This is a genomic window from Nocardiopsis sp. NPDC006938 (genome assembly GCF_042869555.1).
GTDB lineage: Bacteria > Actinomycetota > Actinomycetes > Streptosporangiales > Streptosporangiaceae > Nocardiopsis.
In genome coordinates, this window is sequence record NZ_JBIAGA010000028.1 from 977 (window position 1) to 18,119 (window position 17,143).

A 17,143-nucleotide genomic window follows, 5' to 3' on the forward strand; every position below is an offset into this window, starting at 1 on the left:
TTCAACCACAGGCCGTAGAGCTCGCTAAAAACAGCAACTACAACCCCCGTATCCACAGCTCACTTCAATCACAGGCCGTAGATCCCGCTCCAAACAGCAACCACAGCCCCTGTACCCATAGCTCACTTCAACCACAGGCCGTAGAGCTCGCTAAAAACAGCAACTACAACCCCCGTATCCACAGCTCACTTCAATCACAGGCCGTAGATCCCGCTCCAAACACCAACTACAGCCCCCGTACCCCCAGCCCACACCAACCACAGACCGCAGCGCCCGCTCCAAACAGCAACCACAACCCCCTCCGCCCCCACCTCAGCCGGATCGGCGTAGTCTCCAGGCGCGGGGTTGTTCCTCCTCGTGGGGTACGTCCTGTTGGGCGAACCGGGCCCGTACGCGGGCTCCGCCCAGTCTGCCCCGCTCCAGGTGGATGGTGCCTCCGGTGGCTTCGACCGCGTGCCGGACGATGTCGAGTCCCAGTCCGGTCGACCCGCCGCCGCTGGTGCCGCGCCGCAGGGCTGTCGTGGGGTCGGCGAATCCGGGTCCGGCGTCTTCGACGATCAGGGTCACCCATCCGGCGTGTTCGACGACCGCGACGGCGAACGGCCGGTCGGACGGGGTGTATCGGAACACGTTGCCGACGAGTGAGTCGAGGACGGCCGCGCACTCTTCGGTGGACAGCGCGACCCGGCAGGGGGTGTCGGGTACGTCGAGGTCGACTTCGCGTCCTTGGTCGTCGGCGAGCATGGTCCAGAACCCCATCCGGTTGACCACGGCCGCGGACAGGTCGCATACGCGTGTGGTGTCCGATTCGACGGCCTGGGGGCGCACGTCGCGGATGATGGCGTCGACGTCCCGTTCCAGGGCGGCGATCGCTCCTCTGATGCGCTCTCCTTCGGGGCCGGGGAGGGGTTCGGCGTCGAGTCGTAGGGCGGTCAGTGGGGTGCGGAGCCGGTGTGAGACGTCGGCGGCCATTTCCCGTTCCTTGGTCAGCAGGCCTTGTACGCGTTCGCCGATGGCGTTGATGGACTCTCCGAGCACCACCAGGTCGCGGGGGCCGTGTACGCGGATGCGGGCGTTGAGTCGTCCTTCGCCGATGTCCACGGCGGTGTCGGCGAGGGCGCGTAGGGCGCGCCGGGCGGGGCGGCTCAGGCGGTCGGTGATCAGGACGGCGCCGGTCACGACCAGTGCGGCGGCGGCCGCCAGCCAGCCGAGGACGGGCCCGACTCCGCTGAGCGCTTCGCCGCGGGGCTGGTACACCTCCACCACGGTCACGCCGCCCGATCCTTCGGGTGCTTCGGGGAGTTGCGGGGCGACCGCGACGAGGAGGTAGGAGGTGCCGCCTTCGACGGGGGTCTGGGTTCTGGTACCCGCGCCGGTGCGCCGGGCCCGGGTGAGTTCGGTGTCGTGGGCGCGGCTGGCTCCTACGGTCGTCCCGTCGGGGAGGTGGACGGCCAGGTGCCCTCTGGCCCCTGCGGCGGTGGAGGACACCACTCGCCGTAGGAGCGCGGGGTCCGTGTCGACTCCCACAACCGAGGCCACCGCGCCGGCCTGGGCCCAGACCGCCGCTTCGGCGCGCTGGTCGGCCTCTCGGAGGGCCCAGGCGCCGGTGACGCCGATCATCACCACGGCGACCATGACGGTGGCGAGGGTGACGGCGCGTGCCAGCAGCCTCCTCACACCGGTTCCACCAGTTTGAGTCCCACGCCCCGCACGGTGTGCAGGTAGCGGGGTCGGCTCGCGCTCTCACCGAGTTTGCGGCGCAGCCAGGACATGTGGACGTCGATGGTCTGGTCGTGGCCCACGAACGGGTGCTGGTGCCAGACCGCTTCCACGAGTTCGCGGCGGCTGACCACGCGTCCGGCGTGTTCGGCCAGGTAGGCCAGCAGGTCGAACTCGCGGCGGGACAGTTCCAGGGGGGTGCCGGCCAGGGTCGCCTGTCGGCGTGTCAGGCTGATCGACAGCTCTCCCACGGTGAGTTCTCCGGGGTCGGGCCCACCCGTGGTGGCCCGGCCGGATCTGCGTAGGAGCGCGTTCATCCGGGCGGCGAGCTGGGTGCTGGAGAAGGGTTTGACGACGTAGTCGTCGGCGCCGTCGTTGAGCAGGCGCACGATGGACTGCTCGTCGCCGCGCGCCGTCGCCACGATGACGGGGACGTCACTGTGCCCGCGGAGCATCCGCAGCGCGGCGGCGCCGTCCAGGTCGGGCAGGCCGAGGTCGAGGATGACCAGGTCGGGTTCGTGCCGGGCGGCCTCCCGTAGGGCGTCCAGGGCGGTGCCCACGGGCAGCACCACGTGCCCGAGACCGCTCAGCGCGCGTACCAGGGCGCCCCGCACCATCTGGTCGTCCTCGACCAGCAAGACCGTTGCCATGCGCACACGTTAACCAACGTCGCGGCCGTGCACGAGTCCGGATGCGGCCCGTGGTCAGGCGGTTCACCGCTGTGACCGCGGGCGCGGCGGTGGTGCGGCTTAAGTCGAAAGAGACGCTGCGTTAAGGCTTCCTTAGGGAGCCCGACACTACTGTCGTCACACATCGCCGGTGGTGGCGCGCGTCACAGGGACGCGGCCGTTCCCACCGGCCCGATCGGTCGGCGGGTACCCGTGTGCCCGCTCCCGGAGGTGTCGTGGCCGAAATCGTGATCGACGGCCTGGGTAAGGTCTACCAGGACGGAACCCGCGCGGTCGACGACCTCTCCCTGGACATCCAGGACGGCGAGTTCCTGGTGCTGGTCGGGCCGTCCGGCTGCGGCAAGACCACCGCCCTGCGGATGGTCGCGGGGTTGGAGGCGATCAGCGAGGGCTCCGTCCGGATCGGCGATCAGGTCGTGAACGACGTCCCCGCCCGCGACCGCGACGTGGCGATGGTCTTCCAGTCCTACGCCCTGTACCCGCACCTGAACATCTTCGAGAACATCGCGTTCGGGCTGCGGCTGCGCAAGCTGCCCAAGGCGGAGATCGACCGGCGTGTGCGCGAGGTCGCCCGCGTCCTCGAACTGGAGGAGCACCTGACCCGCAAGCCGGGCAACCTCTCCGGTGGTCAGCGCCAGCGGGTGGCCATGGGCCGGGCGATCGTCCGCGAACCCCGGGCGTTCCTGATGGACGAACCCCTGTCCAACCTGGACGCGAAGCTCCGGGTGCAGATGCGCGCCCAGATCGCCCGTATCCAGCGCGACCTGGGCGTCACCACGGTCTACGTCACCCACGACCAGACCGAGGCGATGACCCTGGGCGACCGCGTGGCCGTGATGAAGCGGGGCGTCCTCCAGCAGGTCGGCCCGCCGCAGGAGCTGTACGACCATCCCCGCAACCTGTTCGTCGCCGGGTTCGTCGGTTCGCCCGGCATGAACCTGATCTGCGTCGAACTCCACGAGGAGGGCGGCCGGTTCCGTGTCCGGATCGGCGACCAGCACCTGGACCTGCCCGACAGCCTCCTGCACCGGCGCCCCGCCCTGAGCGGCTACGCGGGGGCCAAGGTCGTCGTGGGCATCCGCCCCGAGGACATGGAGGACGCCGGGATCGTCGGCGGTACCGAGGGGGCCACGCTCACCTCGGTCGCCGACCTGGTCGAGGCCATGGGTTCGGACGTCCTCGTGCACTTCCCGCTTGACGCCGCACCCGTCGTGACCGAGGACACCCGTGAGCTCGCCCGCGACGCGGGAACCGACGAGACCCTCCCCGCGACCGACGACGGCGTGGTCCTCGTCGGCCGTTTCAGCCCCCGTACCCACGTGTACGAGGGCCAGACCATCACCGTGGCGGTGGACACCGAACGCCTCCAGTTCTTCGACCCCGCCACCGGTACAGCGATCCACGACTCCTGAGGAGCGTCCCCCATGTCAGCACCCATCTCCCGCCGTGCCGCCTCCCGACGCGGCAGAGTCCTCGGCGGTGCCGCCGCCGCGCTCGGCCTGACCCTGGTCGCCACCGCCTGCGGCGGCTCGGGCTCGTCGGTCTCCGACGCCGACCTGGACGGTCAGACCCTGGAGATCGTCGGCCCCTGGGCCGGTGACGAGCAGGTCGCCTTCGAGCAGGTCCTCGCGATCTTCGAGGAGGAGACGGGCGCGACCATCTCCTACAGCGGTGCGGGCGACGACCTCCAGACCGTCCTCCAGACCCGTATCCAGGGCGGGGACCAGCCGGATGTGGCGCTCATCCCGCAGGCGGGGCTGATCGAGCACTTCGTCAACGAGGACGTCCTGGTGCCGCTCGGCGACGACGTCGTGGCCGCCCTCGACGAGAACATGGCCGGTGCGTGGGCGGACATCGGCTCGGTCGACGGCACCCCGTACGGCGTCTACCTCAAGGCCGCCAACAAGTCCCTGGTCTGGTACAACGACGAGCTCTTCGCCGAGTCGGGCGCCACGGTCCCGGAGAACTGGGACGAGTTCGTGGAACTCTCCGAGAACCTCTCCGACGTCGGCATCAGCCCGCTGTCGGTGGCCGGTGCGGACGGCTGGGTGCTGACCGACTGGTTCGAGAACGTCTACCTCCAGACGGCCGGTCCGCAGATGTACGACCAGCTCGCCGCGCACGAGATCCCGTGGACCGACCCCAGCGTCGAGGTCGCCCTGGAGACCCTCGCCGAGGTGTGGGGCCAGGAGCAGCTGATGCTGGGCGGGAGCGGCGGCAGCCTCCAGACCGACTTCCCGACCTCCGTCGTGAACGTCTACAGCGACGACCCCGACGCCGCCATGGTGGTGGGGGCCGACTTCATCGGCGGGGTCGTGACCGCCAGCACCAACGCCGCCGTGGGCGACACCGCCCAGGTGTTCCCCTTCCCCAGCATCGCCGGTGAGGGCGACGCCGTCGTCGTGGCCGGTGACGCCGCCGTCGCCATGAACGACAGCGAGGCCACCATGGAGCTGCTGCGCTTCCTCGCCTCGGAGGAGGCCGCCGCCGAGTGGGCCTCCATCGGCGGGTTCATCTCCCCGAACAAGAACCTGACCGCCGACGACTACGCCGACCCGGTCCTCGGACAGGTCGCCGAGCAGATCATCCTCGCGGGCGACAGTGTCCGCTTCGACCTCTCCGACCTCCAGCCCGCCGCGTTCGGCGCCACCGTCGGCGACGGCATGTGGCAGACGCTCCAGGACTTCCTGGCCGACCCCTCCGACGTGGAGGGCACCATGGAGCGCCTGGAGTCCGAGGCCGCCCGCGCCTACGGCGAGTAGACGGAGCCCCACGCCATGACCTCCAACGACACCGGGGCGGCCCGTGCCGGGGCCGCCCCCGCCACCCCGCCGGGCGGGCGGCCCTCCGGCGGCCCGCGTGACGGCGCCCGCCCCGGCTGGCGGCGCCTGTTCGGCCCGGCCACGCTGTTCCTGCTGCCCGCCCTGCTGTTCCTCACGGTGTTCCTGGCCTACCCGGCCGTCTACTCCGTGGTGCGCAGCTTCTTCGACGCCTCCGGAAGCCAGTTCGTCGGCCTCGACAACTACGGTCGGATGTTCACCGACGACCGTACGCTGACCGCGATCCGCAACACCGGTATCTGGGTGCTGGTCGCCCCGGCCCTGGTCACCGGATTGGGTCTGGTCTTCGCGGTGCTGACCGAACGCGTCCGCTGGGCCACCGCCTTCCGCATCCTGCTGTTCATGCCGATGGCGATCTCCCTGTTCGCCTCCGGCATCATCTTCCGGCTGGTCTACGACGAGAACCCCGACCGGGGCGTCGTCAACGCGGCCGTGGTGACCGTGCACGACACGTTCGCCTCGCCTTCGGAGTACCCGGGGGCGCGGCCGCGCGGCGAGGAGCTCGACGCGGACCCGGCGCTGGGCGGCTTCACCACCACGAGTTCCTACGCCCCGGGTGACACCGTGGCACTGCCGATGGTCGGTATCCGGCCCGGCGAGGTGCCCGAACAGGCCTCCCCGGCCACCGAGCCCGACCCCTCGGGCGACACCATCGAGGGCGTGGTCTGGCTCGACGTGGCCCTCGGCGGCGAGTCGGGGGTCATCGACGACGGTGAGAACGGTCTGCCCCTGATGACGGTCGACGCCCTGCGTGACGGTCAGGTGGTGGCCAGCACCACCGCCGGTGACGACGGCCGGTTCACCCTCACCGGGCTGGAGGCGGGGGAGTACGAGATCCACCTGGCGGCGGACAACTTCACCGAGTCCTTCCGCGGCCTGACTTGGCTGGGGCCGACCCTGATCACCCCCGTGATCATCTCCTCGTGGGTGTGGATCATGACCGGTTTCGCGATCACGTTCATCGCCGCGGGGCTGGCCGCCATCCCCAGGGACGCCCTGGAGGCGGCCCGGGTGGACGGCGCCACCGAGTGGCAGGTGTTCCGCAAGATCACCATCCCGCTCCTCGGTCCGCTGCTGCTCGTGGTGTTCGTGACCCTGATGATCAACGTCCTGAAGATCTTCGACCTCGTGTTCGTGATCGCCCCGGGGTCGGTGCAGTCCAACGCCAGCGTGATCGCCCTCCAGATGTGGCAGGTGTCCTTCGGCGCGGGCGGCAACCAGGGGCTGGGCAGCGCCCTCGTGGTCCTGCTGCTGGTGCTGGTCCTGCCGATCATGTACTTCAACATCCGCCGATTCCGACGGGAGCGCTCGTGACCGCCACGCCCCAGAAGTCGCCCTCCGTCGTCGAGGTGTCGGTGTCCGGCGCCCCGCGCCGGGGCCTGGCCTCGCGCCTGGTCTCCAAGCTGGGTTCGGGCACCCTCCAGGTGGTGCTGACCCTCGTCGCGCTGTTCTGGATGGTGCCGGTCATCGGCCTGCTGCTGGTGTCGCTCCGCTCGGAGGCCGACAACACCAACAGCGGCTGGTGGACGGCGCTGCTCAAGCCGACCGAGCTCACGCTGGACAACTACCGGTCGTTGGTCGACAACGACGTCCTCGTGCAGTCGTTCCTGAACACCGTCTACATCTCGGTTCCCTCGACCCTGCTGGTCGTGGGGATCGGAGCGCTGGCCGCCTACGCGCTGGTGTGGATGGACTTCCCCGGCCGCGACTGGATCATGGTGGGCGTGGTCGGGTTGCTGGTGCTGCCCATCCAGGCGGCGCTCATTCCCATCTCGCAGCTGTACGGTGCCCTGGGCATCTTCGGCTCCATCACCGGCGCGATCCTGTTCCACGTGGCGTTCGGGCTGCCGTTCGCGGTGTTCCTGCTGCGCAACTTCTTCGTGAACATCCCGCGTGACCTCCTGGAGGCCGCCCGGATGGACGGCGCCAGTGAGTGGCGGATCTTCCGCAGGGTCGTGCTGCCGGTGGCGCGTCCGGCTCTGGCCTCGCTCGCGGTCTTCCAGTTCCTGTGGGTGTGGAACGACATGCTCGTCGCGTTGGTGTTCACGAGCCCCGACTCGGCCCCGCTGACGGTGGCGCTGCGCTCGCAGCTGCGCCAGTTCGGTACCAACATCGACGTGCTGGCCTCGGGTGCCTTCCTGTCCATGCTGGTTCCGCTGCTGGTCTTCTTCGCCTTCCAGCGCCACTTCGTCCAGGGGGTGTTCGCGGGCTCCGGCAAGTAGCCGCCCGCGCGGTGCTCCACACGATCCGCCCACGAGGGCGCCACGGCGGCGCCGGGCCCCGCGGCCATTCCCACCGCGGGGCCCTTCGCGTCCGGGGCGGGGACCGGACCCGCCGGGGCCCGCTCCCTGCGCCGATTCGTGCCGGACCGTCGGGCCCCACTCCCTGTCCGGGCTCGTGCCGGACTGCCGGACCACTCGCCGTCCCGACTCGGTGCCTGACAGTCGGGGTGCCCTCAGCGAGGGGGAGGTTCGGGGACGCGCTCCCCGGCCATCCACAGGCCCAGGGCGTGCCGGTCCACCAGCACCATTCCGTCTCCGGCCTCGCGCACGGCCTCCCGGGTGAACCCGTTCGCGGCCACGAACATCCCCAGGTACCCGCGGTGGCCTCCGGCCAGCGCTCCCAGGAAGGCCCGCACCTCGTTGGGCGGTACCGGCCTGCGCCAGCGTTTGCACTGCACGGCCAGCGGGCGCCCGTCCGGGGTCTGCGCCCGCAGGTCCACACCGCCGTCCGAGGCCCCGCCCACCACCGTCACCCGCGTGTATCCGTGGGTGCGCAGGAGCCGGGCCACGTGGTGCTCAAACTCCGTTCCGGTCATGGTGTCGACCGCCGCGATCCCCGTGCGCCCGACGATCCACCGCTCCCTGGCCAGGCGCGCCCGCGACCACGCCCACCAGCCCAGCGCGGCGGCCCCGGCCAGGGCTGCCAGGCCGCCGCCGAGCCACAGCCCCGGGCGGTCGGCGTTGTCGAACAGCCACCCGAACCCCAGCAGGAGCACCACCGCCGCCAGCGGCAGGGACCCCCGCAGCCGCCGCGTCCACCGCCGTCGTACACGCTGCCGCTGCCGCACGCTCACGCTTCTCCCTGGGGGTGGGGGACATACCGGGGCACATCATGGCACGCGGTGACCGTCCTCCTCCACACGGTGACCCCTCCCGGCCGCCCGCTCCGAGGACCCCGGACCGGACGGTCCCCGGTCGCTGCGACAATGTCCCAGTCGCGGTCGCGCACACGGGGGTGCGCGGCCGACCACGAGGACACGGGGGTGCGGCGGTGGCCGAGCGCAGGGCTCTGGATCTGGACGCGCTCGCGGTCAGCGACCGCTTCCGGCTGTTCAACTTCACCCGGCGCGACGACCACGTCACCTACCTGTGGATTCTGCGCGCCGTGGACCGCCTGCGCGAGGTCCACCAGGTCCAGGTCGGCGCGGACGAGGTCGAGGCCGCCCTGGTCTCCCTCACCTCGGCCCACACCGAGGCGCCCGAGGTCCCCGCCCAGGGGCTGCGCCACCGGCTGGACGAACTCGCCTCCGACGGCGTCCTGCACCGCTTCGACGACGCCTCCCGCGCGGGCACCCTGGCCAGCTACCGCAACCGGCAGTCCGTCTACCAGTTCAGCGAACTCGGCTACCGGGCCTACCACGCGGTCGAGAACCTGCTCGGCGCCCGGGTCGAGGACGTCAACCTCTCCCGCCTGGTCTTCTCCGACGTCCTGGAGGACCTGCGCGCGCTGGCCGAGGCCAACCGCACCGGCCGCGTCGAGGACGTCTACCGCCGCCTGTCCCGCCTGGACGCGGTGATGGAGGACATGGGGCGCCGCTCCGCCCAGTTCCACGTGACCCTCGGGGAGATCCTGCGCTCCACCGAGGCCTCCTCCGAGGTGTTCCTGCGGCACAAGAACGCCCTGCTGGTCCACATGTCGGACTTCATGGCCGAACTCGACCGGTACCTGCCCCGCCTGGACCGGGCCGTCCACGAGGTCGAGGCCACCGGTCTGACCACCCTCCTCTCCCGCGCCGCCGAGACCGACGAACGCCTCTTCATGGACCGCATCGAACGCCTGGAGGACTGGTCCCGCCGCTGGCGGGCGGTGCGCGCCTGGTTCGCCTCCGAGAGCGGAGCCCCCACCCGCGCCGCCGAACTCGGCCAGGCCACCCGCTCCGCGGTCTCCGGGGTCGTCGCCCTGCTGCGCCAGATCACCGAGGCCCAGCGGGGAGGCGTCAACCGCTCCACCCAGCTGCGCCACCTGGCCGCGTGGGTGTTCGACACCCCCGACGACGGCGCCGCGCACGCCCTGATGGGGGCGGCGTTCAACACCCGTTCCGCCCGCCACCTGGGCGTGGCCCACGAGGACGGCGACGAGTTCGCCCCCACCGACTCCTGGCACGACGCCGCCGGGGTGGAGGTGTCGGTGACCCTGTTCCGCAGCGACCGGGCCCCCAACCCCGGGGCGCCCAAACCGGTCCGCAGGGACACCGGAGCCCGCTCCGAACTGCGCCGACGCCAGACCGAGGGCCGCGAGGCCGAGCGCGCCTCCGCCGCGCGCCTGACCCTGGAGGGCGCCCACGGCCGGGTTCTCGACGAGAGCGACACCAGGGTGCTCCTGCGGCTGGTCACCAAGGCCCTGGAGTCGCGGTCGGTGACGTACGCGAAGAGGGGCTCCTCTCCCGCCCTGGTCGGCCTGCTGAAGTCCGCCACCGCCGACGACGCGGGCACCGTGATCCGGCTGCTGCCCGACGAGCGCGGCAGCACCGTGCGGACCTCGCGCGGCAGCATCCACCTGCCCGGTTTCAGGGTGGAGCTGGCCTCCCGCGGCGCCCGCACGAGCACAAGGAAGGGCGACCGTTGACCCAACGCACCCGGCCCCGTGTCGAGAGCGTCGACCTGGGCTCCTACCAGCAGGCCGTACGCAAGGTCCTCACCTGCGACGTCATCACCGCGACGCGGCCGCGCCCCGGCGTGCTCGACCAGGTGCTGTACTGGGCCGACCAGATGACCGAGGACCTGCGCGCCCTGTTCGGGTACACGCTCGTGGCCACCACCGACCACGTGCGCCTGGTCCGTGAACTCGACCTGCTCGACCCCAGCCAGCGCCAGACCTTCGCGCGCCGGGGCAGGCCCTTCGACCGCCGCCGCCTCGCCTACCTGTGCCTGCTGTTGGCCGCGTTCCAGCGGGCGCAGGTCGAGATCAGCCTCGGCGACCTGGTCCGCGGCTTCACCCCCTCCGCCAACGAGATCGCCGGGCTGGGCTACGACCCCACCGACTCCACCCACAAGGCCGCCCTGGTGGACGTCGCCCACTGGCTGCTGGAGCGGGGCGCCCTGCACCTGTCGGACGGCTCGGTCGAGGCGTGGGCGCGCGGCGGTGACCAGGGCGACGCCCTCTTCGACATCGACCACGAGGTGTGCGAGGTCCTCTTCCGGCCCACCCGGCCCCTCCAGCACCTCAACAGCGCCACCGGTCTGCTCGGCGACCCCCTCGGCCCGGACGCCCCGCGCGAACGCGCCGCCCAGCGCGCCCGCCGCCTGCTGGTGGAGTTCCCCGTGGTGTACTACGCGGACGTCGAGCCCGAGGTGGCCGCGGCCCTGCGCGCTAGGGGCCCCGCCGAGGAGGTGGCCCGCCTCACCGGCACCCGCCTGGAGCGCCGTGCGGAGGGCGTCCTGCTCGCGGACTCCGCGGGGACCTTCACCGACCGCGCCTTCCCCGGGCGCGGCGGCGCCGTCACCCGCACCGCCGGACTGCTGCTGGCGCAGATCGCCACCCACTTCGAGGAGTCGTGGGCGGGGCTGGCCCGGCTGTCCGCCCCCGGTCCCCTGCACGAGCACCCCGAGCTGGCCGCGCGGATCGACGCGGGGTTGCCTCGGGAGGGCATCGTCACCGAACTGGCCTGGGCCGAGACGGCCGACGCGCCGGCGGTGGCGGAGCCCGCCGAACTGCCCCTGGTGGAGCGCGAGCGCCTGGAGACCATGGTGGCCGACCTCTTCGAGGAGTTCGGTCCCGCGTCCTTCACCGCCACCTGGCAGCAGGACCCGCACGGGCTGCTCGACGCCGCCCTGGCCCTGCTCACCGACCTGGCACTGGTCCGCCCGCTGCCGGGCGGGGTCCTGGTGACCCCCGCCGCGCTGCGCTACCGCAACATCCGGGGCGCCCTGCCCGAGCGCCCCGACACCGGGCTGCTGCCGTTCGGCCCGCTCGACGCGCCCGCCCCTGACGACGCCGAAGCGCCCGACCCCGGGCACTCGGCCCCCGCACCGACCACGACCGAAGGAACCGAGGACACCGCGCCATGACCCGCAGGAGCGACCGCTTCCGGCCCAACCGGGCCGGAGTCGTCAACGTCTGGGACTACGTCGACGAGGAGTTCGCCTTCGCCGACGGCCGCCTCGTCCTGCGCGGCCACAACGGCTCGGGCAAGACCAAGGCCCTGGAGGTGCTGTTCCCCTTCGTCCTGGACGGCTACACCGACGCCCGCAGGCTCGACCCCTTCAGCGGCCAGAACCGCACGATGAAGTCGAACCTGCTCTACCGGGGAGCGGAGTCCGCGCACGGCTACGTGTGGATGGAGTTCGCCCGCCAAACCGACGCCCCCGGGGCGGACGGCGACGACGGCGCGCCGGCGGTCACCGAGACGGTCACCCTCGTCATCGGCATGCGCGCGCACCGCCACCGAGACGGCGTCAGCCCCTCCTTCTTCGTCACCGACCAGCGCCTGGGCGTCGACTTCGGACTGCTCTCGGCGGACGACCGGCCGCTCACCGAACGCCAGCTCAAGGCGGCCCTCGGCGAGGACGCCCACCACTCCACGGCCGCCGACTACCGCCGGGCCGTGGACGCCCGCCTGTTCGGACTGGGCGACCGCTACGTCCAGCTCCTGGACCTCCTCCTCGCCCTGCGCCGCCCCCTGCTGGCCAAGGACCTGGACCCGGAGAAGGTCTCCCACACCCTCACCGGCGGGCTCAGCCCCCTCGACGACGCCCTCGTGGACCAGGCGGCCCGCGACTTCGCCAACCTCGCCGCCGTCCAGAGCCGCTTCGCCAGCGCCACCGCCGCACACGAGGCCGCCCGCGCCTTCACCGGGGTCTACTCCGACTACCTGACCGCCAACGCCCGGCACCGGCTCTCCCGGGTCCGCGCGGCCACCGAACAGGCCGACGAACACGCGCGGACCGTGGCCGGGGCGGCCGTCGAACTCGACCGCGCCACCGCCGCGAGCGATGCGGCCCGCGCGAGCGCCGACGAGCTGTCCGAGCGGGCCGGGCGTCTGGAGGCCCGGTGCGCCGCGCTGCGCCAGCACGAGACCCTGCGCGACCAACAGGCCCTCCAGGTGCGCAAGGAGGGCAACGACAAGCTCGCCCGACAGATCGCCACCGGCCGGGTGCGGGTGGCGGCCCAGGAGGAGGAGCTCACCCGCCTGAACGACGAGGCCGACCGCGTCGCCGGACGGGTCGGGCGCGAGCGCGCCCGCGCCGAGGAGCTGGGCGCCGCGCTCGCGGACGCCGCCGAACGGTCCGGGATCGCCCACGACGCCGAGGGCGGGGCCGACACCGGAGACGACCTGCCCGAGTCCGCGCGGGCCCGGGCCAGTGCCCGGCTCGACGACGTGCGCGCCGTCCGCGAACGGTTCGACGCCCTGGACCGTGCTGAGGACGGCCGCGCCCGCGCCGAGACCGCGAGCGGCCGGGCCGGGGACGCCCTGCTCGGACACGAACGGGCCTGCGCCGAGGCCGAGGAGGAGCTGTCCGCGCTCCGCCGCGCTGTCGGCGAGGCCCTGGGAACGTGGTCCGAACGCTGGGAGATCACCGGTCCGGACACCCTGGCCGCCCTGCGGGACACCGTCGGGGCCTACGGCGAGGCGGGCACCCCCACGCTCGCCCAGGTGTTCAACGAACACCTCCACGACCAGCAGCTGGACGCGGCCGCCCGCGCCAACGCCCTGGACACCGAGCAGGCCGCGCTCGGCCGGGACCTGGCCTCGGCCCGACGCGAACGCGACCACATCGCCGCCGAACGCGACGACGCGCCGCCCGCCGAACCCCTGCGCCCGGCGCCGCGCGACGAGCGCCCCGGAGCGCCGCTCTGGCGTCTCGTCCGTTTCGCCGAGGACCTGTCCGACGAGCGCGCCGCCGCCGTCGAGGGAGCCCTGCACGCCTCCGGTCTGCTCACCGCCTGGATTCACCCCGACCCCGAGCAGACCCGCGCGGCCCTGGAGCGGGGCGAGGCCGACGCCTACCTGCTGCCCGCCGCCGGGGGCACCGGAGGTGGAACCGGCCCGGCCGCCGACGCCCCCGCCGACGCGGTCTCCGGCGGCACGGCCACCCTCGCCGACGTCCTGGTCCCCGAGACCCAGGACCACGTCCCCGCCGACACCATCGTTCGGGTGCTGGCGTCGATCCCCCTCGGCGACGGCGACGCCGACCGCATGAGCGACCCGGCCGCCGACACCGTGGTGGACACCGGCGCCCGCTTCCGCCTGGGCCCGCTCACCGGGTCCCACCCCAAGGCCGCCGCCGAGTTCATCGGCGCCACCAACCGAGCCCAGCGCCGCCGCGAACGCCTGGCCGCCCAGGACGCCCGCATCGCCGAACTCGCCACCCGCCACGGCGAGCTGGGGGAACGACTGGCCCGAGCCCGGGAACTGCTCAAGGACTTCGACCGGGCCCGCGCCGACCTGCCCGACGCCACCGGGGTGGCCCGGGCGCTGCGCACCCTCGAACACCACTCCACCCTCCTGAAGTCGGCCCGCGCCGCCCAGGCGGAGGCCCGCCGCGAACTCGACGCGGCCGTCGCCCAGGTCGACGCCGAACGCCGCCAGGTCCGCGCCGCCGCCTCCGAACGCGCCATGCCCACCCGCAGAGAGGACGTCGACGCCGTCGCCGTCGCGGCCGAGGACTTCCAGGAGACCGCCCGGGGGCTGCACGCCACCCGCGCCGACATCGCCGAGTACGAGGGCGACCTCACCCAACGGCGGGACACCGTCGACCGGCTCACCGAGACGCTCGAACGCGACCGCGCCGAACTGGACCGCAGCGGCGACGACCACCAGCGCGAGGCCGAGGAACTCGCCACCCTGGAGGCGTCCATCGACGCCCCCGCACGCGAACTCCTCGACCAGCTGGAACGGGCCGCGACCGAACTACTCGAGGTCAACGCCGACCGGGACGGGTACGCGAGGACCGCCGCCGAGGAACACGACCGGGCCGTGCGCTCGGAGACCCTGCGCGACAGCGGCCGCACCGCGCTCGCCCAGGCCCTGGGCACCCTCTTCGAACACGCCGCCGCCTTCGCCGGACTCACCCAGCCCGCCGTACGCGCCGTCGTCGGGGTCCGGGCCACCGGTGCCTGGCCCCCGCCCGACCAGTGGCCCGACCCCGAGGAGGCCGCGCACCGGCTCCTCACCGCACCCGGAACCGCCGTCCGCGAGGTGCTGCCCGGCGCCGCCGCCGACCTGCTGGACGCGTTCACCGAGGTGGTCGGTACCCGTCAGGTCGCGGACTCCGACCTCAGGGCCGCAGGAAACCGCATGTCGCAGGCGCTGCGCACCTTCCAGGAGGCCCTTGGCGGCGACGCCGAGGGCTATCGGGTCGACCACGAGGTCGGCCCCAGCGGCCTGGTGACCGTGCACGTCAACGACGAGAACGGCCGCAACCCCGTCTCCGCCTTCGCCCGGACGGTCGCCGACCGCGTCGAGGAACAGGGCGCCCTCCTGCGCGAGGAGGAGCAGAGGGTGTTGGAGGACGAACTCCTCAGCGGCATCGCCCAGCAGGTCCACGACCGTGTCGACGCCGCCAAACGGCTGGTGCGCGCCATGGACCGCGACACCCGCGCCCGGCCCATGTCGTCCGGCACCCGGGTGGGCATCCGCTGGTCGCGCTCGGACGGACTCACCGAACACCAGCGGCGCGCCACCGAGCTCGTCCGGCACGACGGTGCCGGGCTCGGCCCCCGGGGGCTGGGCGAACTCCGCGCCGTGCTGCGCCGGATGATCCGCGACTACCACGCCACCCACCCCCGGGCCAGCCACAAGCAGGTGCTCGCGGCGGTCCTCGACTACCGCGACTGGTTCCGGTTCGAACTGCGCCTGGCCGAACCGGGCAAGGACGAGGTCACCCTCACCAAGAACAAGCACGAGCAGATGTCCGGCGGCGAGAAGTCCGCCGCCATCCACCTGCCCCTGTTCGCGGCGGCCAACGCCCTCTACTCGTCGGCGGCGCCCACCTGTCCCCGCGTGGTCGCCCTGGACGAGGCCTTCGCGGGCATCGACGACCGGTACAAGCCCGAACTCATGGGCCTGACCGTCACTTTCGACCTCGACATGTTCATGACCGGCCACGACCTCTGGGTGCACTACGACACCGTGCCCATGGCGGCCCACTACGACATGCACCACGACAAGGCGCTGCACACCGTCTCGGCGCTCCTCATGCTCTGGGACGGAGAACAGACCCTGGACGCGGACGCCGGGTTCGCCGGAAACGAACAGCTCGCCGCCGAACTCCTCGGCATCACCCCCACCCGCTACGTCCCGCAGTCCGTGGAGGGCACCCTCTTGGAGGAGGCGACGTGAGCGGCCGGGACGATCTGGCCGCGTTCGGGCGCCCCGACCTCGCGAAGCTGGTGGCCAGAACGCGCGAGGAACTGGAGAAGCGCGACGGCGCGCTCTCCGGGAGGTTCACGCTCACCGGCCTCAGCGAACGGGAGGTCCGCGACGTGCACGGCTTCCTCGGCAAGGAGCCCGGTGCGCGCCCCGACCGGGCGACCATCCAGCTGGAACACCTCGACCGGGTCGTGCGCCGCGGCTACGGCCGGACGCTGAACCAGCTCTGCGAGGAGCTGGGCGGTCCGCTCCGCCACCGGAGCGATCTGCGTCGCACGGAGGAGGAACTCCGCGGACGGGTCCTCGCACCGGCCCTGGCCAGCCCGCTGTACGAGCGGTCGTGGTTCCGCGACTGGCTCGACCACCGGGACACCCGGGCCGCCGTCACACGACGGGTCAACGCCGTCATGAGACGGGACGAGGCCGATGATCTCCAGGACCTCGCGGACGCGACGAGGGTCCTGGAGGCCGTGGTCGGCCACCACGGCGACCACGCCCCGCAGGCGGGCGCGCCGGTTCTGCTGCTCCAGGACCTGGCCGTGGGCGCGACCGGGGACACCAAGGCGCTCGACAACCGGACGGCGCTCTCCCGGCTCGTGCTCTCCGCCTTGGCGGCACGACGCGGTACGCCCCGCCCCGACGACCAGGACGCGCAGGAGTGCCGTGCCCTGTGGGAGGAGTACGACGTCGTCCAGGACGACCTCGCCAGCCGGGTCCTGGTCCTCAACCTGCCCGCCGACGGGCCCGTGCTGGGAGGGTGGCTGACCGAGGCGGCCGACCACGGGGTCCCGCTCCAGGTGACTCTGCACCAGCTCGTCCGGTTCCCTCCGGTCCCCGCCCCGTCGGTGGTCCACGTGTGCGAGAACCCGGCGGTCCTGCGGCGGGCGGCCGAGCGGCTCGGAGCGAGGTCCGCGCCGCTGGTCTGCACGGAGGGCTGGCCCTCCGCCGCCTTCCACCGCCTGGCCTCCGCCGCCGTGGCGGCCGGGGCCCGCCTGCGTTACCACGGCGACTTCGACTGGCCCGGCGCCCTCATGGCGCACAGGGTGATCGGCCGGTACGGCGCGGAGCCCTGGCGCATGTCCGCCGCTGACTACCTCGCCCACCGTCCCGCCGGGGCGCCCGAACTCCGGGGGACGGAACGCGCCACCCCCTGGGACCCCGCCCTCGCCGAGGCCATGCGCGAGCGGGGCACCGTGGTGTACGAGGAGTCCGTGGTCGCCGACCTGCTCAAAGACCTGGAACCGGGGGAGACCCCGGTGGGCGGTCCGGGCGGCGCGGGGGAGTAGGGTTCCGACATCGCG

The 17,143-nt window shown here is 72.7% G+C and carries 11 protein-coding genes; 8 read left to right on the plus strand and 3 right to left on the minus strand.

The window, feature by feature from the left end:
- Positions 1-312 precede the first annotated feature (312 nt).
- On the minus strand, positions 313-1,677 hold the full coding sequence (locus ACFYL4_RS26290; protein ID WP_357765247.1) for an ATP-binding protein: 1,365 nt from the start codon (positions 1,675-1,677) through the stop codon (positions 313-315).
- Positions 1,674-2,369 carry a response regulator transcription factor gene (locus ACFYL4_RS26295; protein ID WP_357765244.1) on the minus strand — a complete coding sequence of 232 codons (696 nt, stop codon included), beginning with the start codon at positions 2,367-2,369 and terminating at the stop codon, positions 1,674-1,676. Before ACFYL4_RS26295 ends, ACFYL4_RS26290 begins: the two co-directional genes overlap by 4 nt.
- 254 nt (positions 2,370-2,623) lie before the next feature.
- Between ACFYL4_RS26295 and ACFYL4_RS26300 the strand changes: the two genes are divergently transcribed.
- Genes ACFYL4_RS26300 through ACFYL4_RS26315 form a run of 4 tightly spaced genes read left to right on the plus strand, consistent with a single transcriptional unit; the run spans position 2,624 to position 7,470 of the window.
- Positions 2,624-3,820, plus strand: a complete 1,197-nt coding sequence (locus ACFYL4_RS26300) for a sn-glycerol-3-phosphate ABC transporter ATP-binding protein UgpC (protein ID WP_357765241.1) — start codon at positions 2,624-2,626, stop codon at positions 3,818-3,820.
- Between the two features lie 12 nt (positions 3,821-3,832).
- Positions 3,833-5,170, plus strand: a complete 1,338-nt coding sequence (locus ACFYL4_RS26305; RefSeq protein WP_357765238.1) for an ABC transporter substrate-binding protein — start codon at positions 3,833-3,835, stop codon at positions 5,168-5,170.
- A gap of 15 nt (positions 5,171-5,185) precedes the next feature.
- On the plus strand, positions 5,186-6,562 hold the full coding sequence (locus ACFYL4_RS26310) for an ABC transporter permease subunit (protein ID WP_387521921.1): 1,377 nt from the start codon (positions 5,186-5,188) through the stop codon (positions 6,560-6,562).
- Positions 6,559-7,470, plus strand: coding sequence for a carbohydrate ABC transporter permease (locus ACFYL4_RS26315; RefSeq protein WP_357765232.1), 912 nt, complete (start codon positions 6,559-6,561; stop codon positions 7,468-7,470). Before ACFYL4_RS26310 ends, ACFYL4_RS26315 begins: the two co-directional genes overlap by 4 nt.
- 233 nt (positions 7,471-7,703) lie before the next feature.
- Here ACFYL4_RS26315 and ACFYL4_RS26320 read toward each other — a convergent pair whose 3' ends face one another.
- Complete coding sequence (locus ACFYL4_RS26320; RefSeq protein WP_387521978.1) at positions 7,704-8,318, minus strand: restriction endonuclease; 615 nt, start codon at positions 8,316-8,318, stop codon at positions 7,704-7,706.
- A 203-nt stretch (positions 8,319-8,521) separates the two neighbouring features.
- Here ACFYL4_RS26320 and ACFYL4_RS26325 point away from each other — a divergent pair, with 203 nt between their 5' ends.
- Genes ACFYL4_RS26325 through ACFYL4_RS26340 form a run of 4 tightly spaced genes read left to right on the plus strand, consistent with a single transcriptional unit; the run spans position 8,522 to position 17,128 of the window.
- Positions 8,522-10,096, plus strand: a complete 1,575-nt coding sequence (locus tag ACFYL4_RS26325) for a TIGR02677 family protein (protein ID WP_387521923.1) — start codon at positions 8,522-8,524, stop codon at positions 10,094-10,096.
- The gene (locus ACFYL4_RS26330; protein ID WP_387521925.1) at positions 10,093-11,538 is read left to right on the plus strand and encodes a DUF2398 family protein; all 1,446 of its coding nucleotides are present in this window, start codon (positions 10,093-10,095) and stop codon (positions 11,536-11,538) included. Before ACFYL4_RS26325 ends, ACFYL4_RS26330 begins: the two co-directional genes overlap by 4 nt.
- Positions 11,535-15,812 (plus strand): TIGR02680 family protein, encoded by a 4,278-nt coding sequence (locus ACFYL4_RS26335; RefSeq protein ID WP_387521926.1) that lies wholly within the window; start codon positions 11,535-11,537, stop codon positions 15,810-15,812. Before ACFYL4_RS26330 ends, ACFYL4_RS26335 begins: the two co-directional genes overlap by 4 nt.
- The gene (locus ACFYL4_RS26340; protein WP_387521927.1) at positions 15,809-17,128 is read left to right on the plus strand and encodes a TIGR02679 family protein; all 1,320 of its coding nucleotides are present in this window, start codon (positions 15,809-15,811) and stop codon (positions 17,126-17,128) included. Before ACFYL4_RS26335 ends, ACFYL4_RS26340 begins: the two co-directional genes overlap by 4 nt.
- Positions 17,129-17,143: the final 15 nt, after the last annotated feature.

Coding starts and splice junctions, on each gene's coding strand:
- ACFYL4_RS26295 (WP_357765244.1), bottom strand. CDS start 2,369: ATGGCAACGGTCTTGCTGGTCGAGGACGACCAGATGGTGCGGGGCGCC.
- ACFYL4_RS26305 (WP_357765238.1), top strand. CDS start 3,833: ATGTCAGCACCCATCTCCCGCCGTGCCGCCTCCCGACGCGGCAGAGTC.
- ACFYL4_RS26310 (WP_387521921.1), top strand. CDS start 5,186: ATGACCTCCAACGACACCGGGGCGGCCCGTGCCGGGGCCGCCCCCGCC.
- ACFYL4_RS26335 (WP_387521926.1), top strand. CDS start 11,535: ATGACCCGCAGGAGCGACCGCTTCCGGCCCAACCGGGCCGGAGTCGTC.